Origin of the sequence: Phenylobacterium sp., assembly GCF_031984885.1 — a bacterium.
Lineage (GTDB): Bacteria > Pseudomonadota > Alphaproteobacteria > Caulobacterales > Caulobacteraceae > Phenylobacterium.
On record NZ_DAMABV010000005.1, the window covers coordinates 136,895 to 158,783 of the forward strand.

The following is a 21,889-nucleotide window of genomic DNA, read 5'->3' on the forward strand; positions in this document are numbered from 1 at the left end:
AAACGGCGCGCGTCACCGCGTGAAGACCTGCAGTCGCGAAAGCGTGGCCGGATCGAGCGATCCGGTCGCGGCCATGCCCTGTTGGCGCTGGTAGGCGGCGATCGCCATGGTCAGCGCCGGCGAGGCGTTCCCGTCGGTCGGCCCCTGATAGTAGTCGAGGCGCGAAAGTGCGCGCTGGGCCGTGGCGACGTCGGCGCTCGAGATCGTCGGAGCCGAGACCGCGGCCGAGGCGTTGGGCGACACCGGGCGGAAGCCCTGGGCCGCCCGTTCGGCGACGCTGCGCGCCTCGGCCGAGAGATCGGCGCGGACCCGCGCGGCGTTGTTCAGGGCGTCCTTGTCGCGATTGCGCGCCGCGATCAGGTACCACTTGTAGGCTTCCGCCGCGTTCTGGCCGACGCCGCGGCCCTGCTCGTAGAGCACGCCGAGATTGAACTGGCTGTCGACCAGGCCCAGGTCGGCGGCCTTGCGGAACCACTGGGCGGCCAGGGTGACGTTCTTCGGCCCGCCCTGCCCTTCGGCCAGGGCGATCCCGAGGTTGTGCATCGCCGCGCGGTTGCCGCCCTCGGCGGCCCGTTCTGTCCAGCGCCGCGCCTCGACCGGGTCCTTCTTCAGGCCCGCGCCGCCGTCCATGTACAGCTTGGCGAGGTAGAACTGGGCCGGCGAGTGCCCGAGGTTGGCCGCCTTGCGCAGTTGGTCCAGGCCGCCGGGCTCGGACGCCTCGATCGCCCGCAGCGCCTCGGCGTAGAGGCCGGCCAGGGCCGCCGGATCCTCGCCGGCGCCGGGCAGGATCGCGGGCGTCGCCGGCCCGATCGGCTGCGGCGCCAGGGCCACGGCCGCGCGCGCCGGCCCCGGGAGCGGCGTGGTGTCGGCCTCCGCGGCCTGGATCTCGCCGGCCTGGTCGCTTTCGAGCACGGCAAGGGCGTCGGCCACCCGCTGCGGCGTCGCGCCGCCGGGCTTGCCGTCGGCGACGAAAAGGCCAGCCGCGCCGAGGCTGAGGAACGCCGCGCCGCCGGCGACGAGCAGGGCGGTCTGCAGCGACGACGATCCGACCGCGCGCTTGCGCAGGCCAAGTCCGGCGAACAGCGAGCGCCCAGCCTCCTTCGCCGGCAGCTTCTCGATCTTGGCGCTGGTCTTGGCGCGCTTGGCGTCGCCCGAGCTGGACGCAGCCCGCGCCGCGGCCCGGGCCTGTTCGATGACTTCGCGGGTCGACAGCGGCCGCGCCGATTCGGCGTCGACCACCGCCTCGGCTTCGGCCTCGGCGACAGGCGCCTCCCGTTCGGCGACCACCTCGACGGGCGGCGTCGGCACGAAGGGGTCGGCGGCCTCGTCCTCGACCAGATCTTGATCGGCCTGTGCGGTCGGAGCCGGCGGCTCGACGGGCGCAAAGCCGTCGGCGGCCTCGAAGTCGACGGCGTCGAAGACCGGCGGACTCGAGGTTTGCGGGAAGGGCGTCGGCGCTTCGGCCTCGTCGGCGGCGGCGGGCTTGGCTTCCCGGGCGAAGGCGCCGGCCGGCAGCTCCGGCGCGGCGAAGGCTTGCAGCGTCAGGCCGTCGGCCGCCGGTTCGACCGGCCCCAGTTCGCGGAAAGGATCATGGCCGAAGGGCGAGGCCGCCGGCTCGTCACGGACCACCCGCGGCGCGGCGGGGGCGGCGGCGGCCAGCGCCTGCTCGCTCATCCGGCGATGGGAGTCGGCCAGGCTGCGGTCGATCTTCTCGCGCGCTTCGTCGAGCAGACGGGCGGTGCGCTCCTCGCTCTGGCGAATGCGGTCGGCGAGATCCTCGGCCGAGCGTTCCTGGCGCTGGCTGATGCGCTCGCTGACCCGCGCGACCTGTTCGCCCACATCGTCGATGGCCTGGGCGGCGCGACGTTCGGAACTGCCGATCCGCTCGGTGAGGCGGTCGGTGATCCGGCCGATCTCGGCGCCCAGCTTCTCCAGCGCTTCGGCGTGCGCGCCCTCGGTGCGGCCGAGACGCGCCTCCATGGCCTGGGCGATGCGGGCCACCTCGCCGCCGACCTGCTCGATGGCGTCGGCGCTGCGGTGTTCGGCCGCCTGGACCTGGCGGTTCAGGGTGTCGGCCATGGTCAGGACCTCGCGGCCCATCCGCTCGATCGCCTCGCCGGAGGCCTGATCGGCCTTACGGACCGTCTGCGCCATCTCGTCGAGCTGGCGTTCCATGCGGTCGAAGCGACCGCCCGCGGCGTCCTGCAATTCCTTGGCGATCTCGCCGCGGACATCCTCGACCCGGCGCGACAGCGTCGCGGCCAGCGCCTCGATCCGGCGCTCGACTTCCGGGCCGATGGCCTTTTCGGCCGCGCCCACGCGGCCGTCCAGGTTGGCGAACGCCTGGCCCAGGTTGACCAGGGCTTCGGAGGTGCGCGTCTCGGCGTCGGTCAGCCGCTCGTCGACCCGGTTGACCACTTCCTCGATCAGGACGGCGGGATCGCCGGCGCCGGAGGCGAAGATCTGGTCGATCCGCTGCTCCATGGCGCGGAGGGTTTCGCGAGTGCGGCCTTCGCCCTCGTAGAGGTGGTTGGCGACCTTGCCGAGCGCGGTCTCCAGCGAGCGCAGGGCCTCGGCCGAACGGGGGCCTGCGGCCTCGGCCTCGACCCGGCGCAGGCGTTCGGCCAGGCGGGTGTTCTCGGCGCGGGCTTCCTGGACCGCGCCTTCGAAGCGCGCGGCGACCGCGACGGCTTCGCGCTCGGCCGCCTCGATGCGAGCCATGGCCTCGTGCATCACCGCATCGGCGGCGATGGCCGGCGGGGTCTTGCGCGGTTCGACGCGGTCGATCTTGCCGCTCAGGCGATCCAGGGCGATGGCGACACGGCCCATTTCATCGCCCGGATGCTGGGGCGCCTCGAAACGGCTGGGCGGCGGGTCGAAGGCGGCGGGAGCCGGGGCGGCTTCCACGGCGCGCGGCGTCTCCAGATAAGCCCGTTCCGGGCGCGCCGGGCGCTCGGAGAAATAGGCCTGGGACGTGATCTCCTCGGGCGCGTCGTCCTCGAGGATCATGCGGTTCAGCCACTCGCCCAGGGTCATGCCGGACCGCCGGGCAAGGTCCTTCGCAACCTCCCTCGCCTTAGGGTCGATCCCCTTGACGCTCCAGGGCGCACCCGACGTCATATCGAATCGTTCTCCCAGCCCATTCTGGACGCTACCACCGATCCCTGGTGTGTAAACGGAAGGTTAACACTAGATATTGCGGCCACCGTGAAAGTCTGTGGATGGCTGCGCAGCCCCTTGGAAAACCAAGCCTCGACATGGTTAAGGGCAGGTTAAGGGTTAACGACGGGTTCACCTTTGCACCCGCGCGCGGGCTGCTATAGGCGCTCGCAGATGGATCTGAACGTCACCCTGGCGCTCTGCGGCGTCCTGATCGCCACGGCCGCCTTCGCCGGATGGCGAGGCTCCAAGCCCTCGAACCCGATGAAGGGCCCGCGCCTGGTGCCGTGGCGCTTCATCATGGTGACGGCGAGCGCCTTCGCCCTCTTCATGATGGTCCACGCCGTCAACCTGCTGGGCGTGACCACCGGCCGCTAGGTCCTCTAGGCGGCGGTCGGCAGGGCCTCGTCGGCCTTCTTGGGACGCTTGGCCAGCCCGCTGACCCCGCCCGAGGTCAGCAGCCCCATGTCGGCCAGCAGCATCGGGATCGCCCACTTGTTCGGCGCGGCCATGTAGCGCGGCCGCCAGACCGGGTCGTACTTGCCCTTGTAGGCGCGCACGCCCTGGAAATTGTAGATCTCCTCGCCACGCTCGAAGATCAGCGCCCCGACCCGCGAGAGCACCGGCGCCAGCGGCCGGTCGTCGAGGCCCGACAGCGGGGCCATGCCGAACTCGATGGCGTGATAGCCCTCGCGCCGGCCCCACTCGATCAGCTCGACGAACAGGTAGTCCATGATGCGCCGCGGCCCTTCCTCGATATAGCGCATCAGGTCCATGGAGAAGGCCGTCTTGTTGGCGGTGATCCAGAGCGTGGCGAAGGCGATGATCTTGCCTTCGAAGCGCACCACGCCGACCGGGAACTCGGCGACGTAGGACGGATAGAAGCCGCCCATCGAGAAGCTCTTGTCGCCCCCGGCGTGATGCACCAGCCAGGCGTCGGAGATCGCCTGCAACTGCGGCATGATCTCGTGCACGCGCTCGGGCGGCACGACCTCGAACGTGGCCCCCGCCTCGCCGGCCTGGCGCCAGGCGCGGCGCAGGTTGCCGCGCTTGGTGCCCTCGATGGTGAAGGTGTCCAGCGCCACGGCGGCGCTCTCGCCGACCTTGGCGATCGCAAAGCCCAGCTCGACGACGTCGGGCAGGTCCTCGGCGTCCAGGCCGTAGAAGCCGGGCCGCGCGGCATGGGCGTCGGCCAGTTCGCGGAAGCGCCAGAGCAGGTCCATGCGCTCGTCCCGGCGGCCGACCGGCGCGCCGAGCGAGATCCACGAACGCCCGCGCACCCCGAACATCAGGAAGCTCTCGCCGGAGGGCGAGAACAGAAAGCGCTTGTCGCCCAGCAGGGCGAGGTTGGAGCCAGGTTCGGCCTCCTCGGCCTTGGCCAGGACGGCGCGGACGCGGGCCAGTTCGGGATCGTCCTCGCCGACCACCTTGGGCGTCGCGGCCGAGGCGAACAGGCGCCAGACTCCGAAGGCCAGCAGCAGGATGGCCGCGCCCACCCAGCCGCGGATGGCGCGGGCCGCGTCGGCGTCGGCCATCACCGCCCAGAACGGCTTGTCGCCGTAGTCCGCATGCTGGAACGACCAGAGGCCCAGCAGGCCCGCGCCGACCATGACCGCGAAGGCCGAGATCAGCCAGCCGGGCGTGACCTCCATGCTGAGCAGCCGCGCCTTGCGGGGAAAGGCCCGGTGAAAGGGCAGCAACAGGGCGGCGAACAGCGCCAGCGCCGTGGCCTCCTCCACCGCGAAGGCCTTGAACAGGGCCAGGGGGCTGGCGATCAGCAGGGTGACGACCGTGGCCCACCAGGCGCCGTCGAGCCTGGCCTTCAGGCCGAAGGCGAGCAGCACGAGCACCAGGCCCAGGATGCTGGACAGGAAATGGCTGACCTCGATCAGCACCACGGGGCTGATCTCGTAGATCTGGAAGAAGCGGTCGGGGATGGTGGGCGTCGCCCCCGAGGCCAGGAGCATGACCCCGGCCAGCAGCGCCAGGAAGGCGGCCGTGGCGGGCGCAGCCGCGAAGGCCGCCGGCTTCAGTTCACGCCAAAACCTCATCAGCCCTCCGATAGTGGTCCCTCGGCGCCGGTATATATCCTGATTTGCGCCCTGGGCAGGCCGATCGGTTGAGTCAAACAAGCGTTTCGTTCCGCTTGCTCTTGAGGCGCCCGGCGCTAATGTGACCGCGCGTAAGGCTTTTCCGATCACGGGAGGATTCCATGGCCGACTTCGGCGGCGGCGATCTCGACGCGTTTCGCGGCGAGGTGAAGGCCTGGCTCGAGGCCAACTACCCGGCGGAACTGCGCGACCCGAAGGCCAAGACCGACCCCGAAGCCGTCTGGGGCGGCCGTGCGTTCGCCGGCTCCAGCGACCCGCAGATCGTCTGGATGCAGCGCATGGCGGCCCAGGGCTGGACCGCGCCGACCTGGCCCAAGGCCTATGGCGGGGGCGGCCTCTCGCCGCAGCAGGCCCGCGTGCTCGACCAGGAACTGAACGCGGGGCGCTACCGCGCGCCGCTGGCCTCGTTCGGCGTCTGGATGCTCGGCCCGGTGCTGCTGGAATACGGCGACGAGGAGCAGAAGCAGGAATACCTGCCCAAGATCGTCCGCGGCGAGATCCGCTGGTGCCAGGGCTATTCCGAGCCGGGCGCCGGTTCGGACCTGGCCGCCCTGCAGACCAGGTGCGAGGACAAGGGCGACCACTGGCTGATCGGCGGCCAAAAAATCTGGACGTCCTACGCCAACAAGGCCGACTGGTGCTTCTGCCTGGTCCGTACCGATTTTTCGAAAAAGCACGAGGGCATTTCGTTCGTGCTGATCGACATGACCACGCCGGGCGTGGAGACGCGGCCGATCCAGTTGATCTCGGGCGAGAGCCCGTTCTGCGAGACCTTCTTCACGGACGTGAAGATCCCGAAGGCGGCGCTGGTCGGCAAGGTCAACGGCGGCTGGGAGATCGCCAAGCGGCTGCTGCAGTACGAGCGCCAGAACATCTCCGGCGGCTTCGGGGGCGGCGGCGGCGCGGGCGGGGCGGCGGGCGACCTGGCCCAGATCGCCAAGGCCTATGTCGGCGTCGACGCCGGCGGCGCCCTGGCCGACAGCGACCTGCGCACCCGCATCACCAAGAACAAGATGGACTTCGACTGCTTCTACAAGACCATCGCCCGCGTGGCGGCGGAGTCGAAGGCCTCCAACGGCCCCAGCGCCGCCACCTCCATCATCAAGTACGCCGCGGCGACCTTCGCCCAGGAGCGTTCGGAACTGATGGTCGAGGCCATGGGCGCGCAGGGGCTGGGCTGGGACGGCGAGGGCTTCAGCCCGCAGGAGCTGACCGCCACCCACGGCTGGCTGCGCTCGAAGGGCAACTCCATCGAGGGCGGCACCTCGGAGGTGAACCTGAACGTGGTCTCCAAGCGCGTGCTGGGCTTGCCCGACCCCAAGTAAAAGTGACCGGCGCCGCTCTGTTCTTCGGGCGGCCCGGCTGTTTCGATCGAACGTATTTTCAGAGGCGAGATTTCCATGGCTGACTTCGGCGGCGACGACCTGCAGGGCTTCCGGGGCGAGGCGGCGGCCTGGCTCGAGGCCAACTTCCCCAAGGCCCTGGCCAAGGACCCGGCCGCCCAGGTCGCCAAGGCGAGCGGCGGCGAAGAGACGCCGGACGCGCTGGCCTGGCGCAAGGCCATGGGCGCCAAGGGCTGGGGCGTTCCGACCTGGCCGGCCGAATACGGCGGCGGCGGCCTGACCCGCCAGCAGGCCCGCGTGCTGCAGGAAGAAATGGCCAGGATCGGCGCCCGCAACCCGATCGGCGGCATGGGCGTGATGATGTTCGGCCCGACCCTGATCGAGTACGGGACCGAGGAACTGAAGCGCCAGCACCTGCCGGGCATCATCAACGGCGACGTGCGCTGGTGCCAGGGCTATTCCGAGCCGGGCTCGGGCTCGGACCTGGCCTCGCTGCAGACCCGCGCCGTCGACATGGGCGACCACTATGTGGTGACGGGCTCGAAGATCTGGACGAGCGGGGCCAATCTCGCCGACTGGTGCTTCTGCCTGGTGCGGACGGACACGTCGAAGAAGCACGAGGGCATCTCGTTCCTGCTGATCGACATGACCTCGCCCGGCGTCGAGGTCCGCCCGATCCTGCTGATCAACGGCACCTCGCCGTTCTGCGAGACCTTCTTCACCGAGGTGAAGGTTCCCAAGGACCAGTTGTTCGGCCCGCTGAACGGCGGCTGGACGGTGGCCAAGCGGCTGCTGCAGTTCGAACGCGACAACATCTCGGCCGGCCTGGGCGGCGGCTCGATCGGCGCGCCGGTCAACGCCCTGACCGTCAAGGGCGCGGCCAAGGACTATGTCGGCCTGGACGAGACCGGCCGCCTCCACGACGCCGACCTGCGCCGCCGGATCACCGAACACCTGATGGAGGCCCAGTCCTTCCAGCTCACCGTCCGCCGCGCGGCCGACGAGGCCAAGGCCGGCAACGGCCCCTCGGCGGCGACTTCGATCATGAAGTATGTCGGCGCCAAGGTGGCCATGGACCGCAACGAACTGATCGTCGAGGCGCTGGGCGCGGCCGGCGTCGGCTGGGAGGGCGAAGGCTTCGACGGACCCGAACTGGCCGCCGTCCGCACCTGGCTGCGGTCCAAGGGCAACTCCATCGAAGGCGGCACCTCGGAGATCAATCTGAACGTCGTTTCGAAACGAGTTCTAGGCTTGCCCGATCCCAAGTGATTTCATACCCCCTGCCCGGAAACGGGAGCGCGCGTTATAATCGTCGCTAAGATAATGAATATTAGGGAGATATTTCATGGCTGACTTTGGCGGCCCCGATTTGGAAGCCTTCCGCGCCGAAGCCCGCGAGTGGCTCGAGGCGAATTTTCCGAAGTCCCTGGCCAAGGACGTGGCGGGTCAGACCGCCGCGCTCATGAGCCCGGAGAAGCCCACCGGCGACCTCGCCGTGTGGAAAGAACGCATGGGCGCGAAGGGCTGGGGCGTTCCGACCTGGCCCAAGGCCTATGGCGGCGGCGGGCTGTCGCCGGCCGAGGCCCGGGTTCTAGCCCAGGAGATGGCCAAGATCGGCGCCGTCAACCCGATCGGCGGCATGGGCGTGGCGATGTTCGGCCCGACCCTGCTGGAATACGGCACCGAGGAACAGAAGCAGAAGTATATCCCCGACATCGCCACAGCAAAGGTCCGCTGGTGCCAAGGTTTCAGCGAACCCGGCGCAGGTTCCGACCTGGCGTCCCTGCAGACCAAGGCAGAAGACAAGGGCGATCACTGGATCGTTAATGGTTCGAAGATCTGGACGAGCGGCGGCCAATACGCCGACATGATCTTCTGTCTTGTTCGCACGGACCAGACCCGCAAGCATGAAGGCATCTCGTTTGTTGTCTTCTCCATGCACCAGCCGGGCGTCGAGGTGCGGCCGATCAAGCTGATCGCCGGCAACTCGCCCTTCTGCGAGACCTTCTTCACCGACGTTCCGGTGCCGAAGGAGAACCTGGTCGGACCGCTGAACGGCGGCTGGACGGTGGCCAAGCGGCTGCTGCAGCACGAGCGCAGCGGCATGAACGGCGGCCGCGCCGGCGGCGGCTCGACCGGCTCGCTGGGCGTGCTGGCCAAGAAGTACGTGGGCGAGGACGACCAGGGCCGCCTGGCCGACCCGGACCTGCGCACCCGCATCATCCTGAACGAGATCGACCAGCGCGCCGTGCAGCAGACGGTGGTGCGCGCGGCGCTGGAGGCCAAGGGCAATTCCGGCCCGTCGGCGGCGACCTCGATCATGAAGAACGCCTTCATGAAGGCCACCCAGGACCGCGCCGAACTGACCCTGGAGGTCATGGGCCACCAGGGCCTGGGCTGGGACGGCGACGACTTCAGCGAGGAGGAGCGCACCGCGGTCCGCACCTGGCTGTCGGGCAAGGCCGGCTCGATCTACGGCGGCTCGAACGAAGTGCAGAGCAACATCATTTCCAAGCGCATCCTGGGACTCCCGGACCTCACTCAGAACCACTAGGGTGCATTCGAACTAACTCCCTTTCCTCCCCCATGCATGGGGGAGGGGACCACCCGCAGGGTGATGGTGGGGGCGGCCCCAGGCTTCGAGCGAGCCGCCAGCCCCCTTCACCGCCCGCGGCGGTCCCCCTCCCCCGCTTCGCAGGGGAGGAAAGGGAAGCGAGTTTTCAAACGACCTTATTTTTCAGGAGACGATTTCAATGGCTGATTTTGGCGGCGGCGACCTCGACGCCTTCCGGACGGAAGTGCGCGGCTGGGTCGAGGCCAACTTTCCCGCGGCGCTGAAGGGCAAGCCCAACCCGATGATGCGGGAAGAGCGGTCCAACCCGAGCCCTGAGCAAGAAGCCTGGCGCAAGGCCGTCGGCGAGAAGGGCTGGGGCACCCCGACCTGGCCGGCCGAATACGGCGGCGGCGGACTGTCGGCGGCGCAAGGCCGCGTCATCATGCAGGAGTTCCAGCGCGCCGGGGCCTATAACCCGATCGGCGGCATGGGCGTCATGATGTTCGGCCCGACCCTGCTGGAATACGGCACCGACGCACAGAAGAAAGAGCACATTCCGCCGATCTGCCGCGGCGATCTTCAGTGGTGCCAAGGTTTCTCCGAACCGGGCGCCGGTTCCGACCTGGCCTCTCTTCAGTGCAAAGCTGAAGACAAGGGCGACCATTACCTGGTTAACGGCCAAAAAATCTGGACTTCGGGCGCTCAATACGCCGACTGGTGCTTCTGCCTGGTGCGCACCGACACCTCGAAGAAGCATGAAGGCATCTCCTTCGTGCTGTTCACCATGCACCAGCCGGGCGTCGAAGTCCGCCCGATCCCGCTGATCGCCGGCAACTCGCCCTTCTGCGAAACCTTCCTGACCGACGCGCGCGCCGAGAAGAAGGACCTGGTCGGCCCGCTGAACGGCGGCTGGACCATCGCCAAGCGCCTGCTGCAGCACGAACGTTCGGGCCTGTCGGGCGCCGGCGGCGGCGGTTACGCCGGCGGCCGCAGCCTGCCCAAGCTGGCCAAGGACTATGTCGGGGTGGACGAGAGCGGCCGCCTGGCCGACAGCGACCTGCGCACCCGCGTGATCATGAACGAGATCGACGGCCGCGCCTTCCAGCAGACCGCCGTGCGCGCGATGATGGAAGCCAAGGGCAATTCCGGCCCCTCGGCGGCGACCTCGATCATGAAGAACGCCGGCACCCGCTGGATGCAGGACAAGGCCGAGCTGACCCTGGAGATCATGGGTCACCAGGGCCTGGGCTGGGAAGGCGAAGCCTTCACCGGCGAAGAACTGGGCGCCGTGCGCTCGTGGCTCGGCGGCAAGGCCACCACGATCTATGGCGGTTCGCAGGAGGTGCAGAACAACATCATCTCCAAGCGCATCCTGGGCCTGCCCGACCTGACGCAGAACAATTAACCCTCAGAACAACCACAGAATTTTCGAGAATAGGATTTAAGACATGGCCGTTCTGAACGAAGAACAGAGCATGCTCCGCGACGCGGCGAAGAGCTGGGTGCAGGAAAAGAGCCCGGTGACCACCTTCCGCAAGATGCGCGATTCCGGCGTCGAGCTGGGCTACGACGCCGCCGCCTGGAACGAGCAGGCGGAAATGGGCTGGGCCGGGGTGATCATCCCCGAAGACTTCGGTGGCTCGAACTTCGGCTACCTGTCGATGGGCCTGATCCTCGAGGAGATGGGCCGCACGCTCACCGCCTCGCCGCTGCTGGCCTCGGGCCTGGCCGCCGCCAGCGCCCTGATCCTGGGCGGCGACGACGCCCAGAAGGGCGAGTACCTGCCGAAGATCGCCGACGGCTCGCTGGTCGCCACCCTGGCGGTCGACGAAGGCGCCCACCACGCCCCTGAAAAGGTCGCCCTGGAAGCCAAGAAGGGCGCCGCCGGCTACGTGCTGAACGGCAAGAAGACCTTCGTGCTCGAAGGCCCGGCCGCCGGCCTGTTCGTGGTCTCGGCCCGCACCAGCGGCAAGCCGGGCGACAAGGACGGCGTCAGCCTGTTCCTGGTTCCCGCCGACGCCAAGGGCGTGACCAAGCAGAACCTGAAGCTGGCCGACAGCCGCGGCGCCTCGAACGTCAGCTTCGACAATGTCGAAGTGGCGGCGAGCGCCCTGCTGGGCGAAGAGGGCAAGGGCTGGGACGTGCTGGAAGCGACCCTCGACCGCGCCCGCGCGGGCCTGGCCGCCGAAATGCTTGGCGCCGCGGTCCAGGCCTTCGAAACCACGCTGGACTATCTGAAGGTCCGCGTGCAGTTCGGCCAGGTCATCGGTTCGTTCCAGGCCCTGCAGCACCGCGCGGCCAAGATGTTCACCGACCTGGAACTGGCCCGCTCGGCCGTCGAAGCCGCCCTGCAGGCGATCGACGCCGGCAGCCCGGACGTGCCGGAACTGGTGTCGCTGGCCAAGGCCAAGATGGGCGACGTCTTCCACCTCGTCTCCAACGAGATGGTCCAGATGCACGGCGGCATCGGCATGACCGACGCCCACGACGCGGGCTTCTACCTGAAGCGCGCCCGTGCGGCCGAGGCGGCCTATGGCAGCCAGAGCTACCACCGCGACCGCTACGCCAAGATCCAGGGCTACTAAGAGCTTCGCGCCCCGGTTCGCCGGGGCGCGGGGTCATGGAGAGCTACGAAACCCCGCTGGCGCGAGCCGGCGGGGTTTTTGTTTGGGGCTAGGTCGGCGCGGCGCCTCACCGGCGGCGGCGGCGCAGTTCCTCGCGCAGTTCCAGCCCGTAGATCGCCGGGCTCCAGGCGTTAAGACCGAGGATCGGGCGCGCGCGCCGCGCCCGCGCCGCGCGCGGCGGCGGACGATAGGCGCCGCTGAGCATGGCGGCGACGAATTGGGCCTGGACCTCGGCGATCGGCCAGAACGAGCCGGTCGGGCGGCTGACTCCGACGAAGAACAGGTCCTCGCGATCGGGCGCGACGACGCCCTTGAACAGCCGCAGGTCTCCCGCGCGGGTGTCGGCGACCGCAGGGTCCAGATAGGGATAGCTGAGCCGATAGCCGGTGGCGCAGAGCACAAGGTCGGCCGGCAGCCGCGAGCCGTCGGCGAACACGACGTGGCCGCCGTCCAGCCGCTCGACCCCGGGCTTGGCCTTGACCGCGCCGCTCTCCAGCGCCCCGAGGATTTCGTCGGAGGTGGTCGGCCGCTTGGACAGCGGATGGTCGGGCGGCGCCGGCAGGCCCATCGCCTGCAGCCGCGCCATCCGCGCGCCGAACAAGCCGGCCATGCGGGCCTTGGCGATGGCCTGGAACGCCGCCTGACGCGCCCAGGCCGGCAGCAGGTTCAGCGGCGAGATCACCGGGTCGGTCGGATGGGTCATCGGCGCGCCGTCCGACGCCGGCGTCCCGTTGAGCGTCTTGGGCAGGATCCAGGTCCCGCCGCGCGCGGCGATGTGCACCGAGGCCGCGCCGCCGGCGGCCAGTTCGCAGGCGAGTTCGCAGCCCGTATTGCCGATCCCGACCACGACCACGTGCTTGCCGCGGGCGTCGAACGGGGTGATCGGGTCGCGATAGTCCTGGGCGTGGAGCACCGCGCCGTCGAAGGCGCCCGGCCAATTCGGAACCCGCGCGTCCCAGTAGCTGCCGCTGGCCGCGACAAGGGCGTCGAAGGCTTCGACGCGAGTCGCGCCGTCCGGCCCGGTCAGCGCCACTTCCCAACCATCGCCCTCGCGCGGTTCGGCCCTCGTGACCGTAGTGCGGGTGTGGATGGCGTGGCGGAAGCCGAAGGCGTCGACATAGGATTCAAGCCAGGCGCGGACCTGGTCGTGGCTGGGATAGGGCGGCCACTCGGCGGGCATTTCGAAGTCGCTGAAGCGGCTCATGTGCTTTGTGGTATTGGTGCGCAGCGAGCGATAGGCGGCCGCCCGGCCATTGGGATTGTCGATCACCCAGTGGCCGCCGACCACCGGCGACATCTCGAAGCCCACGGCCTCGAGCCCGGCCTGCCGGAGAGTCTTGACCGCCGTCAGGCCCGACGGTCCCGCGCCGACGACACAGACACGCTTGCCCACGTGTTCCCCCGCCCTTCGATCATGGCCGCATGCGGCCGGTGCGAGGACAGTCCGATAGTTGCGAATGATTTGCAATAGTGGGCGGAGTGGCGGGCCTCGCCAGAGCATCTGCAACACAGCACCTTCGGCTCGCCGAAACGCCGTCCCTATCCAGAATAGGCCGAAGACGACTTGCGCGACGCCGAGAGGCCGCGGCCACGTCCGTTTCCGACGCCCCGCCGCGCCATACTCCGCGCATGGCCCGCGCTCCGTCCCCACCCCTGCCCGTCATCGACCACACCGGCGGCCATAAGCTCAGCCAGTACCACCCCAACATCGGCTGGGAGATCTGCCAGCGGATGTGCGACGGGCTGACGATCCGGCAGATCGCGGCCGATCCGGCCATGCCGTCCTACGCCACCATCTTTCACTGGCGGCGGATGCATCCGGACTTCGCGGAGATGTACGACATGTGCCGCGACGAGCTGGCCTGGAAGCGTCAGTTCGAGACCGCCTCGCGGGCCAAGGCGCGGGCGTTGCGGCGGGAGGCCGAGGTGGCGGCGGGGACGCGGCGGCGGCGGCCGGCGGGGGCCGGTCGCAAGAGCACCTTCACCCTGGCGGCGGCCGAGGCGGTGTGCGACCGACTGGCGGACGGCGAGGCGCTGAGCGCCATCTGCGCCGACCCGGCGATGCCGTCGTTGAAGGCCGTCTACACCTGGCTGAAGCGCTTTCCGGAGTTCGAGGCCATGTACCTGGCCGCGCGCGAGGAACAGCGCATGTGGCTGGAGCTGAAGATCGAGCACGTGGCCGGGACGACGCACTGGAGCGCGCTGGCCGAGGGCAAGGCGCAGGTGGCGCGTCTGCAGGAGCGGCTGGGGCGGCTGACGCCCAAGCACTATCGCCCGCGCGGGCGGGTCTGGCCGCCGGGCCCCTACTGATAGCGCGACCGGGCCTGGACCCACGCATGACTAGCTGGTGGGTTATGGATGCGCCGGGCGCCCGCGACCTGCTGTTTCGTTCGACGACCTGGAAGACCTGCTGAGGAGGATGGACCAATGACCAGCACCGCCCCCCGGACCCGCGGCGCCGGCGCGACGACGCCCGGCAAGGCGACGGCCGAGGGCCCGAAGCTGCTTTCGGGCGGCAATCCGCAGATCCCCAAGGGCGAGGGCGACGCCCCGGTGCAGGCCTATATCGCCGCCATGCCGGGCTGGAAGCGCCAGGTCGGCGCGCGACTGGACGCGCTGATCGTCGCGGCGGTCCCGGGCGTGCGCAAGGCGGTGAAGTGGAACTCGCCGCTGTACGGGGGACCGGGCGAAGGCTGGTTCCTCGGCCTCCATTGCTTCGCCCGGTACATCAAGGTGTCGTTCTTCCGCGGGGCGGGGCTGGAGCCGGTTCCGCCGGTGGCGTCCAAGCATGCGCAGGTCCGCTACCTCCACATCTACGAGGACAAGCCGCTGGACGAGGCGCAGTTCACCGACTGGGTGCAGCAGGCCGCCGCCCTGCCCGGCGAGCGGATGTAGGCCCCGCCGCTAGAGCCCGAAGGTCACGTGGCCCTGGTCGTCGATCGCCCAGGCCGGGTTCCAGGCGATCTCCCAGGCGTGGCCGTCGGGGTCGGCGACATAGCCGCGATAGCCGCCGTGCGGCGGGGCCTGGCCAGGGCGCAGGACCTGGCCGCCGGCGGCGGCGAGGCGTGCGATCAGGGCGTCCGCCGCCTCCGGCCCCGCCACGTTGTGCGCCAGGCTGAAGGCGCTGGGGCCGGGTCCGGCCGGCCTTTGCATGTCGCCCTCGAGCTCCGGGCGAATCCATGTGCCCAGGACCAGGCCGTTCATCTGGTAGAAGACGATCTCGCCGTTGTCGAAGACCGGGGTCCAGCCGAAGCCGTCGACATAGAAGCGGCGCGAGCGCTCCAGGTCCTGGACGCCGAGGGTGATGACCGAAATCTGCTGTTGCATGTGACACGTCCTTTGGCGCGCCCGCGCACCATGCGCAGACGCCTGAAGGCCGTGGGACTCAGCGCCGGGCGGCGCCGGACAGACCCGCAGATGCGAGGGCTGGGCTAACCACACCAGCCTGCCTTTTCCGACGCCGCGACCATAGCAAACGCCGCGCGGCGGGGAAGCCCCGCTCAGCGGCGCAGGGTCTTGCCGGTGGTCACCGCCGAGCGGGCGTGGATGAGGTCGGACCAGGTCCAGTCGCCGTCGCCGAGCGCGATGTGGGCGGCGCCGGCCCCGTCGCGCAGGGAGATCAGCACCAGGCCGCGGACCCGCTCGGCGCGGCAGGCCTGCGGCGCATAGGCGATCTCCCAGGTCATGATCTCGCGCACGGCGGCCAGGCCCCCGCCCTCCTGGCCCGGATGCACGACCCAGTCGCCGTTCCAGACCATGACCGGGCGGCCGCGATGGGCGCCGGCCATGGCGGCCTGGACGCGCCGGTCCTGGCGCAGCTTGGCCTGCAGCCAGCGCAGCATGTCGCACTCGCCGCCGCCGGCCCCCTCGCCCGAGCCGGAGCCGGACCCGGCGCGGGCGGCGCCGGCGATCTGGGCGTCGGTGAGCTCGACGCCCGAGCCGACGCCGGCGGTCTCGACGCGGCTGGCCGGGACGGTGACCACCTCGGGCGGCGGCGGCCGCGGCGTGGGGCGGCGCTTGGGCGGCGGCTTGGCGGGCGTCGGCTCGGGGGTCTCGACCGGCGCGGCGGCGGGGGCCGGCGAGGGCTCCGGGTCGGGCGCCGGCGGCGAGAGGATCGGGATCGGCTTGGGGATCTCGACCAGTTGCACGACCATGGGCGGCGGCTCGGGCGGCATCGGCTCGGGCTGGCGCGCCAGCATCGGCAGCACGATCAGGCCGTGGGCGACGGCGCTGAGGACGGCGACGATCGGGCGGCGATGACGGGACGCCCAGGCGCGCAGGCCAAGCTCCGCCCCCGCCCACGACGGCAGATCGTCAGTGATCCTCGCGCCGCCGCCCGCCAAACACACCTCCGCGCGGCAGGGGGCCGCTGAACCGTCCCTGCATTCCCCGCGAAAGGGGCGAATTGTGGGCGCCGCCGAAAGGTCGCAGCTAGAGCCGGCGCGCCCGGCCAAGGCCGCGGACGACGCCGACGCAGATCAGGAGCTGGCCGAAATAGTAGAGGCCCCAGATCGCCAGCCCGACCCAGGCCGCCCCCGCCAGCGGCCCGGCGCGGCCGAAGATCAGCAGGTCGGAGACCACGAACATCGCCGCCCCCAGCCCGACCAGCGTGCGCGGGAAGCGGCTGGCCCAGGCGCAGGCGGCCATGATTGCCAGGCCCAGGGAATAGAGCGCCGCCCCGGCCCCCAGACTGCGGTCGGCCGGCAGCAGATAGGCGGCGATCGCGACGGCCGGCACGAGCACGGCGAGCGCCAGCTTGTCGGCATTGCTAAGGCCGCGGCGGCGATGGCGCAGATAGAGGCCGATGGCGATCAGATGGCCGACCAGGAAGGCGATCGCCCCGACATTGAGGCCGTGGGTCTCCAGCAGCACGTCGCCCAGCGCGCCGAAGGCCATGACCGCGCAGATCAGCCAGCCATCGAAATTGCGCGCGCGGAGCCCGGCATAGACCGCCAGCAGCGCCACGCCCGCGCCCTTCCAGGCCGTGCCGACGCCCTCCGGCAGCGCCATGTTCCAGGAGGCGACATAGCTGACCCCCGCGATCACCGACGCGGCCAGCACCAGCCCGGCCAGCGGACTTTTCCGGTCCATCTTGGTCTCCCCCCGTTTGCGCCAAGTCTAGCTGCGCCGTGGGCGCGGCGTCACCACCTGGTGCGTCGGATGGCGACCGCCCGACGCGACGCCGGTGCTGTCCTGCCGGGCCGGGCGGGCTAGGGTGTCGCCCATAAGGGCCAGGCGCCCACCGATTCATTAGGAACGAAACACGCCCATGATGATCATCGATTTCGAATGCGACACCCCGACCAAGGAAGCGGTCGAGGACACGATCCGGCTGATCAAGTCCGGGCGCGGGTTCGACAAGGAAGGCTACGCCCAGCAGATGGCGCCCGGCTGGGCCGCCCAGATCGGCATGAGCCTGGAGGAGTTCAACGCGGCCAAGGCGAGCGAGGGCCTGACCTCGCTGGCGCTGAAGCTGTGCGAGGTCGACATGGGCCGGGCGATGAGCCACGAGCAGGTGATCGGCATGCTCGACACCGCCCAGGTCCGCCATGCCTGCATCGGCAACGCCGGGCGCCGGGCCAGCAACGAGGACGTGGCCCGGTTCGCGGCCGAATATCCCGACCGGCTGATCCCCTGGTTCCGCATCTGGGGCGACGAGGGCGCCGAGGGCGTGGCGGCGCTGGAGCGCGGGGTGCGCGAGTGGGGCTGCAAGGGCTTCGAGATCTCGTCCTACCGCGAGGGGCGCTACATCAACGATCCGGCCTACTGGCCCTTCCTGGCCAAGTGCGTGGAGCTGGACATCCCGGTGCGGATCACCGCGGGGCTGCACCTGCTGTCGGACCGGCCCTACGACTACGCGCACCCGAAATACCTGGACGAGGTGGCGGTGCGCTTCCCCGAGCTGCGGATCGTGGCGGGCCTGACCGGCTGGCCGTGGGTGGCCGAGACCTGCGCCATCGCCTCGCGTCACCAGAACATCTACATCGACTTCGCCTGCAAGCGGGTGAAGCACATGCTGGCGCCAGGCGCCGGCTACGAGGCGCTGATCTATTACGGAGCGCGCAACCTGCAGGACAAGATCATCTTCGCCACCGGCTGGGGGACGCTGAACGTGCCGCTGCACCAACTGGTCGCCGAGACCGACGAACTGCCGCTGAAGCAGTCCGTCCGCGAGAAGTGGATGGGCGGCAACGCGGCGCGGGCGCTGGGGCTGGACCGCTGAAGGCGCTGGCCCTCCTGCTGGCGGCGGCGCTGATCGCGCCGCCCGCCCATGCCGCCCCGCGGCTGACCAAGGCGCAGGCGCGGGCCTTCGCCCAGAAGCAGGAGGCGGCCTGGAACGCCCGCGACCTGGACGGCTACTTCGCCCTCTTCACCAAGGACGCGGTGTTCGTCGACCAGACCCGCGACATCAAGAACGGCGGCATGATCCCCTATGGCCGCAGCAGCGTGGCGCAGGCCCGCGCCCAGGCGGCGAAGTTCCTGGCCGGCGCGACCTCGACCGAGCGCGGCGTGGTCGACAAGGTCGAGATCGCCGCCGACGGGCGCAGCGCCAGGCTGACCGGCCGCGAGGTCACCACCATCCAGAGCCAGGGGCGCACGCGCCGGGCCTGCGCCGACACCGAGCAGACCCTGGTGCTGGTCGGCGGCGAGATCCGCTCCAAGGGCCAGACCGACACGATCACGCGCTGCCGGTAGGGTGCGTTCAGTTCGCCGGCGCGGCGATCGGCCTGGCGTCCTCGATGCGGTAGCGGTCGTAGACGCTGGGCGGCTCGGACTTCAGGGACTTCAGCAGCGCTTCCATCGGCCCCTGGCCTTCCTGGATGCCGCCCCGGCGCGGCCGGTCGATGTCGATGATCAGCATCAGCGACATCGAGAGCAGCAGCAGCATGAACACCGCCGCGGCGCGGCCGCGCGAACCATCGAACACATAGCCCAGCACCCCGGCGGTCACGACCAGATAGACCACCAGGATCACGAACACCTCGGTCGGCACGCGCACCTGTCGCGCCGCCTTGCGGGCGGCGTCGAGGTCGATGAGGTTGTTCATGCTGTCGAGATAGGTGCTGGAGAAGTCCAGGCCCTTGATCGTCAGGAAGGCCGAGGAGGTGGCGGCCCAGAGCTCGGTCACCAGGCGGTCGTTCCTGGCCAGCAGGTCTCGCCCTTCGGGAAACTCGGCTTTGGCCAGGGCGAGCCGGTTGTCGGCGTAGTCGACCAGCAGGCCGCTGATCCGCGCGCGGTGCGGTTCCTCCAGCAGTTGCGTGCGCAGGTAGGTGGTGCCGATGGCGTTGGCTTCCTGCAGCACCAGGGCGCGGCGGGTTTCGAAGCGATCCACGGCCAGCGCGAAGGTGAAGCCCAGCAGCAGGGCCAGCAGGCCCAGCACGCCGGAGACGATGTAGCCCTCGCCTTCGCCGAGCGCCTCGCCCTGGCGGTCGCGTTCGTGCCGCCGCCGGATCGTCGCGCCGGTCAACGCCGCCAACAGCATCAGCACCAGCACGGCGACGCCGAGGATAAGGATCGGCGCGCCGTCCACCCAGCCCTTCAGAACGTCCATGAACGCCTCCTGATCGAACCCAGGATCGTGCGGCGCAGCCTGGCGGCCTATCGGGGGAAACCCCTAGATAACGGCGTAATATCAGCGTGCTAGGATGGCCCTCCATCGATGGAGGAGCCCATGAGCGCCACCGACCGGGCTTTCGTCGGATCGATACCGGAGGTCTATGACCGCTGCCTCGGCCCGATGCTGTTCGAGCCCTACGCCATCGAGATGGCGGACCGTTTCAAGGGATTTGCCGGCGCCCTGCTGGAGACCGCGGCCGGGACCGGCCGGGTGACGCGGCATCTGGCGCGCGCGGCGCCGGGGGCCAGGATCACGGCCACCGACCTCAACGAGCCGATGCTGGCCAAGGCGGCCGAGCTGATCGCCGCGCCCAATGTCGAGTGGCGCCAGGCCGACGCCCAGGCCCTGCCGTTCGAGGACGCCAGCTTCGACGCCGTGGTGACCCAGTTCGGGGTGATGTTCTTTCCCGACAAGCCGGCCGGCTATCGCGAGGCGCACCGGGTGCTGAAGCCGGGCGGCCGGTTCGTGTTCAACGTCTGGGACGCCCTGGAGGCCAACGACGTCTCGAAGATCGCCAACGAGAGCGTCGCGGCGCTGTTCCCCGACGATCCGCCGGCGTTCCTGGCCCGCACCCCGTTCGGCTATCACGACGAGGCCCATATCCGCGCGGCGCTGGCGCAGGCGGGCTTCGGCGGGGTGGAGATCGAGACGGTGTCGCGGGAGATACGCTCGGACTCGGCGCAGGCGGCGGCCGAGGGGCTCTGCACCGGGACGCCGCTGCTGGGCGAGATCGAGGCCCGCAGGCCAGGCGGCGCGGGCGAGGCGATCGCGGCGGTGGCCGAGGCGCTGACCCGCGCGCTGGGAAGCGGCGCGATCGTCGGCAAGGGCCAGGCGCTGGTCGTGACCGCCAGCGTCTAGAAGGTGTGCGGCGCCCCCCGAGGGAGGCGCCGCAGCCGGTCAATCGTAGACGAGGGCTGGTTCGTCCAGATCAACCTTGGGCAGTTCGTCCTTCTCGGTCCAGTAATCCTGGGTGTGGCGCCATTCCGGCTTGTCGATGCTCTTGGGCAGCAGGTGCATGCCGCGCATCAGGTAGCCGGGGTTGAAGTTTTCCGGGTCGATCCAGGGCAGCAGCTCGGCGTCCCGATCCTCGGGCCGCAGTTGCGGGACGACCTTCTTGGCGCCCTTGTCCTGCATGTGCGCCAGCAGGCGGGCCACGAAGTCGCCCATCAGGTCGGCGCGCAGGGTCCAGGAGGCGCGGAAGTAGCCGAACACCCAGGCGAGGTTCGGCACGCCGGTGAACATCATGCCGCGATAGGTGACGGTCTTGGCCCAGTCGACGGGCTTGCCGTCCACCTCGAACGGAATGTCGCCCATCACGCTGAGGTGGAAGCCGGTGGCGCTGACGATGATGTCGGCTTCCAGCTCCTGGCCCGACTTCAGCAGGATGCCCTTTTCGGTGAAGCGCTCGATCTCGTCGGTGACCACCGAGGCCTTGCCCGCCGCGATGCCGCGGAACAGGTCCCCATCGGGAATGAAGGCGATGCGCTGGCGCCAGGGGCGATAGCGGGGGGTGAAGTGCTTGTCGACGTCGAAGTCGGGGCCCAGGAACATGCGCACGCCGGCCAGCAGCTCGGCCTTGACGGTCTCGGACTCCTCCTGGGCGCGGCGGGTGAAGGCGTCCTGGTCGAACAGGATCTTGCGGCGGACGATCTCGTGGATCCAGGTCTCGTCGATCTTCAGCTCGCGCAGGGTGTCGGCCAGCTCGTTGGCGTTGCGGCCGGGGATGAACCAGGTCGGCGAGCGCTGCAGCAGGGTGACGTGCGCCGTTTCGTCGGCGATGTTCGGCACCAGGGTCGCGGCGGTCGCGCCCGAGCCGATGACGATGACCCGCTTGCCCTTGTAGTCGAGGTCTTCCGGCCAGGTCTGCGGATGGACGATCTTGCCCTTGAAGTCCGCCATGCCTTCCCACTCGGGCGTGTAGCCCTCGTCGTGCTTGAAGTAGCCCTGGCACATGAACAGGAAGTTGGTGGTGAACTGCAGCCGCGCGCCGTCGGTCCGCTCCACGTCGACGGTCCAGAGATTGTCCTGGCTGGACCAGCTCGAGCCGACGATCTTGTGCCCGTAGCGGATGTGGCGGGCGATGTCGTTCTCCTCGATCACCTCGCTCATGTAGTTGAGGATTTCCTGGGCCGTGGCGATGGGCGTGCCGGTCCAGGGCTTGAAGCGATAGCCGAAGGTGTAGAGGTCGCTGTCCGAGCGGATGCCGGGATACTTGTGGGTCACCCAGGTGCCGCCGAAGCTGTCCTTGGTCTCCAGGATGACGAAGCTGGTCCCCGGGCGCTGGGTCTGGAGATGATAGGCCGCGCCGATTCCGGAGATCCCGGCTCCCACGATGAGGACGTCGAAGTGTTCGACGGCGGCCGGGCTGGGGCGCTCGGCGATCATGTCGGTGGCGGTCATCTGTTCCCTTACCCTAGGTGCGGACCGCTCATCGCGGCCTCATAAGTTATCGCTGATAATGAACAAGCCGCAGACGCCGC

Annotated in this window: 19 protein-coding genes; 11 read left to right on the top strand and 8 right to left on the bottom strand. The window is 69.8% G+C overall.

The window, feature by feature from the left end; all coding sequences use genetic code 11:
- Positions 1–12: 12 nt before the first annotated feature.
- Entirely contained in the window at positions 13–3,036 is a 3,024-nt protein-coding gene (locus RTL41_RS09665; RefSeq protein WP_312163753.1) for a peptidoglycan-binding protein, read from the bottom strand.
- A gap of 297 nt (positions 3,037–3,333) precedes the next feature.
- Here RTL41_RS09665 and RTL41_RS09670 point away from each other — a divergent pair, with 297 nt between their 5' ends.
- Positions 3,334–3,537 carry a hypothetical protein gene (locus tag RTL41_RS09670; RefSeq protein ID WP_312163755.1) on the top strand — a complete coding sequence of 68 codons (204 nt, stop codon included), beginning with the start codon at positions 3,334–3,336 and terminating at the stop codon, positions 3,535–3,537.
- 5 nt (positions 3,538–3,542) lie between these two features.
- Here the strand turns inward: RTL41_RS09670 and RTL41_RS09675 are convergent, their stop codons facing one another.
- The gene (locus RTL41_RS09675) at positions 3,543–5,210 is read right to left on the bottom strand and encodes a bifunctional lysylphosphatidylglycerol flippase/synthetase MprF (RefSeq protein WP_312163757.1); all 1,668 of its coding nucleotides are present in this window, start codon (positions 5,208–5,210) and stop codon (positions 3,543–3,545) included.
- 161 nt (positions 5,211–5,371) lie between these two features.
- Here RTL41_RS09675 and RTL41_RS09680 point away from each other — a divergent pair, with 161 nt between their 5' ends.
- From RTL41_RS09680 to RTL41_RS09700, 5 genes are all read left to right on the top strand, one after another.
- On the top strand, positions 5,372–6,595 hold the full coding sequence (locus RTL41_RS09680) for an acyl-CoA dehydrogenase family protein (RefSeq protein ID WP_312163760.1): 1,224 nt from the start codon (positions 5,372–5,374) through the stop codon (positions 6,593–6,595).
- Between the two features lie 75 nt (positions 6,596–6,670).
- The gene (locus RTL41_RS09685) at positions 6,671–7,882 is read left to right on the top strand and encodes an acyl-CoA dehydrogenase family protein (protein WP_312163762.1); all 1,212 of its coding nucleotides are present in this window, start codon (positions 6,671–6,673) and stop codon (positions 7,880–7,882) included.
- 76 nt (positions 7,883–7,958) lie between these two features.
- Complete coding sequence (locus tag RTL41_RS09690) at positions 7,959–9,167, top strand: acyl-CoA dehydrogenase family protein (RefSeq protein ID WP_312163764.1); 1,209 nt, start codon at positions 7,959–7,961, stop codon at positions 9,165–9,167.
- A 199-nt stretch (positions 9,168–9,366) separates the two neighbouring features.
- Positions 9,367–10,572, top strand: a complete 1,206-nt coding sequence (locus RTL41_RS09695) for an acyl-CoA dehydrogenase family protein (protein ID WP_312163767.1) — start codon at positions 9,367–9,369, stop codon at positions 10,570–10,572.
- 43 nt (positions 10,573–10,615) lie between these two features.
- Positions 10,616–11,752, top strand: coding sequence for an acyl-CoA dehydrogenase family protein (locus RTL41_RS09700; RefSeq protein ID WP_312163770.1), 1,137 nt, complete (start codon positions 10,616–10,618; stop codon positions 11,750–11,752).
- A gap of 106 nt (positions 11,753–11,858) precedes the next feature.
- Here RTL41_RS09700 and RTL41_RS09705 read toward each other — a convergent pair whose 3' ends face one another.
- Positions 11,859–13,184 carry an FAD-dependent oxidoreductase gene (locus tag RTL41_RS09705; RefSeq protein WP_312163771.1) on the bottom strand — a complete coding sequence of 442 codons (1,326 nt, stop codon included), beginning with the start codon at positions 13,182–13,184 and terminating at the stop codon, positions 11,859–11,861.
- A 236-nt stretch (positions 13,185–13,420) separates the two neighbouring features.
- Between RTL41_RS09705 and RTL41_RS09710 the strand changes: the two genes are divergently transcribed.
- On the top strand, positions 13,421–14,101 hold the full coding sequence (locus RTL41_RS09710; protein WP_312163772.1) for a hypothetical protein: 681 nt from the start codon (positions 13,421–13,423) through the stop codon (positions 14,099–14,101).
- Positions 14,102–14,218: 117 nt separating this feature from the next.
- On the top strand, positions 14,219–14,686 hold the full coding sequence (locus RTL41_RS09715; RefSeq protein WP_312163773.1) for a DUF1801 domain-containing protein: 468 nt from the start codon (positions 14,219–14,221) through the stop codon (positions 14,684–14,686).
- A gap of 9 nt (positions 14,687–14,695) precedes the next feature.
- Here the strand turns inward: RTL41_RS09715 and RTL41_RS09720 are convergent, their stop codons facing one another.
- The 3 genes from RTL41_RS09720 to RTL41_RS09730 form a co-directional block, all read right to left on the bottom strand.
- On the bottom strand, positions 14,696–15,118 hold the full coding sequence (locus RTL41_RS09720) for a VOC family protein (protein ID WP_312163774.1): 423 nt from the start codon (positions 15,116–15,118) through the stop codon (positions 14,696–14,698).
- Positions 15,119–15,291: 173 nt separating this feature from the next.
- On the bottom strand, positions 15,292–16,134 hold the full coding sequence (locus RTL41_RS09725) for a hypothetical protein (RefSeq protein WP_312163776.1): 843 nt from the start codon (positions 16,132–16,134) through the stop codon (positions 15,292–15,294).
- Positions 16,135–16,222: 88 nt separating this feature from the next.
- The gene (locus RTL41_RS09730; protein WP_312163778.1) at positions 16,223–16,882 is read right to left on the bottom strand and encodes a lysoplasmalogenase family protein; all 660 of its coding nucleotides are present in this window, start codon (positions 16,880–16,882) and stop codon (positions 16,223–16,225) included.
- A gap of 178 nt (positions 16,883–17,060) precedes the next feature.
- Here RTL41_RS09730 and RTL41_RS09735 point away from each other — a divergent pair, with 178 nt between their 5' ends.
- Positions 17,061–18,014: an amidohydrolase family protein gene (locus RTL41_RS09735; RefSeq protein WP_312163782.1), complete on the top strand. Its 954-nt coding sequence runs from the start codon at positions 17,061–17,063 to the stop codon at positions 18,012–18,014.
- Positions 17,969–18,487, top strand: coding sequence for a DUF4440 domain-containing protein (locus tag RTL41_RS09740; RefSeq protein WP_312163785.1), 519 nt, complete (start codon positions 17,969–17,971; stop codon positions 18,485–18,487). The genes RTL41_RS09735 and RTL41_RS09740 overlap by 46 nt, the downstream gene beginning before the upstream one ends.
- A 7-nt stretch (positions 18,488–18,494) precedes the next feature.
- Here the strand turns inward: RTL41_RS09740 and RTL41_RS09745 are convergent, their stop codons facing one another.
- Complete coding sequence (locus RTL41_RS09745; protein ID WP_312163787.1) at positions 18,495–19,343, bottom strand: hypothetical protein; 849 nt, start codon at positions 19,341–19,343, stop codon at positions 18,495–18,497.
- A gap of 120 nt (positions 19,344–19,463) precedes the next feature.
- On the opposite strand from RTL41_RS09745, the gene RTL41_RS09750 reads away from it, so the two are divergent.
- Complete coding sequence (locus tag RTL41_RS09750; protein WP_312163790.1) at positions 19,464–20,267, top strand: methyltransferase domain-containing protein; 804 nt, start codon at positions 19,464–19,466, stop codon at positions 20,265–20,267.
- Positions 20,268–20,306: 39 nt separating this feature from the next.
- Here the strand turns inward: RTL41_RS09750 and RTL41_RS09755 are convergent, their stop codons facing one another.
- On the bottom strand, positions 20,307–21,809 hold the full coding sequence (locus tag RTL41_RS09755) for an NAD(P)/FAD-dependent oxidoreductase (protein ID WP_312163792.1): 1,503 nt from the start codon (positions 21,807–21,809) through the stop codon (positions 20,307–20,309).
- Between the last annotated feature and the right edge of the window lie 80 nt (positions 21,810–21,889).

Coding starts and splice junctions, on each gene's coding strand:
- RTL41_RS09700 (WP_312163770.1), top strand. CDS start 10,616: ATGGCCGTTCTGAACGAAGAACAGAGCATGCTCCGCGACGCGGCGAAG.
- RTL41_RS09685 (WP_312163762.1), top strand. CDS start 6,671: ATGGCTGACTTCGGCGGCGACGACCTGCAGGGCTTCCGGGGCGAGGCG.
- RTL41_RS09730 (WP_312163778.1), bottom strand. CDS start 16,882: ATGGACCGGAAAAGTCCGCTGGCCGGGCTGGTGCTGGCCGCGTCGGTG.
- RTL41_RS09750 (WP_312163790.1), top strand. CDS start 19,464: ATGAGCGCCACCGACCGGGCTTTCGTCGGATCGATACCGGAGGTCTAT.
- RTL41_RS09745 (WP_312163787.1), bottom strand. CDS start 19,343: ATGGACGTTCTGAAGGGCTGGGTGGACGGCGCGCCGATCCTTATCCTC.
- RTL41_RS09695 (WP_312163767.1), top strand. CDS start 9,367: ATGGCTGATTTTGGCGGCGGCGACCTCGACGCCTTCCGGACGGAAGTG.
- RTL41_RS09680 (WP_312163760.1), top strand. CDS start 5,372: ATGGCCGACTTCGGCGGCGGCGATCTCGACGCGTTTCGCGGCGAGGTG.
- RTL41_RS09735 (WP_312163782.1), top strand. CDS start 17,061: ATGATGATCATCGATTTCGAATGCGACACCCCGACCAAGGAAGCGGTC.
- RTL41_RS09665 (WP_312163753.1), bottom strand. CDS start 3,036: ATGACCCTGGGCGAGTGGCTGAACCGCATGATCCTCGAGGACGACGCG.
- RTL41_RS09720 (WP_312163774.1), bottom strand. CDS start 15,118: ATGCAACAGCAGATTTCGGTCATCACCCTCGGCGTCCAGGACCTGGAG.
- RTL41_RS09670 (WP_312163755.1), top strand. CDS start 3,334: ATGGATCTGAACGTCACCCTGGCGCTCTGCGGCGTCCTGATCGCCACG.
- RTL41_RS09690 (WP_312163764.1), top strand. CDS start 7,959: ATGGCTGACTTTGGCGGCCCCGATTTGGAAGCCTTCCGCGCCGAAGCC.
- RTL41_RS09710 (WP_312163772.1), top strand. CDS start 13,421: ATGGCCCGCGCTCCGTCCCCACCCCTGCCCGTCATCGACCACACCGGC.
- RTL41_RS09675 (WP_312163757.1), bottom strand. CDS start 5,210: ATGAGGTTTTGGCGTGAACTGAAGCCGGCGGCCTTCGCGGCTGCGCCC.
- RTL41_RS09715 (WP_312163773.1), top strand. CDS start 14,219: ATGACCAGCACCGCCCCCCGGACCCGCGGCGCCGGCGCGACGACGCCC.
- RTL41_RS09755 (WP_312163792.1), bottom strand. CDS start 21,809: ATGACCGCCACCGACATGATCGCCGAGCGCCCCAGCCCGGCCGCCGTC.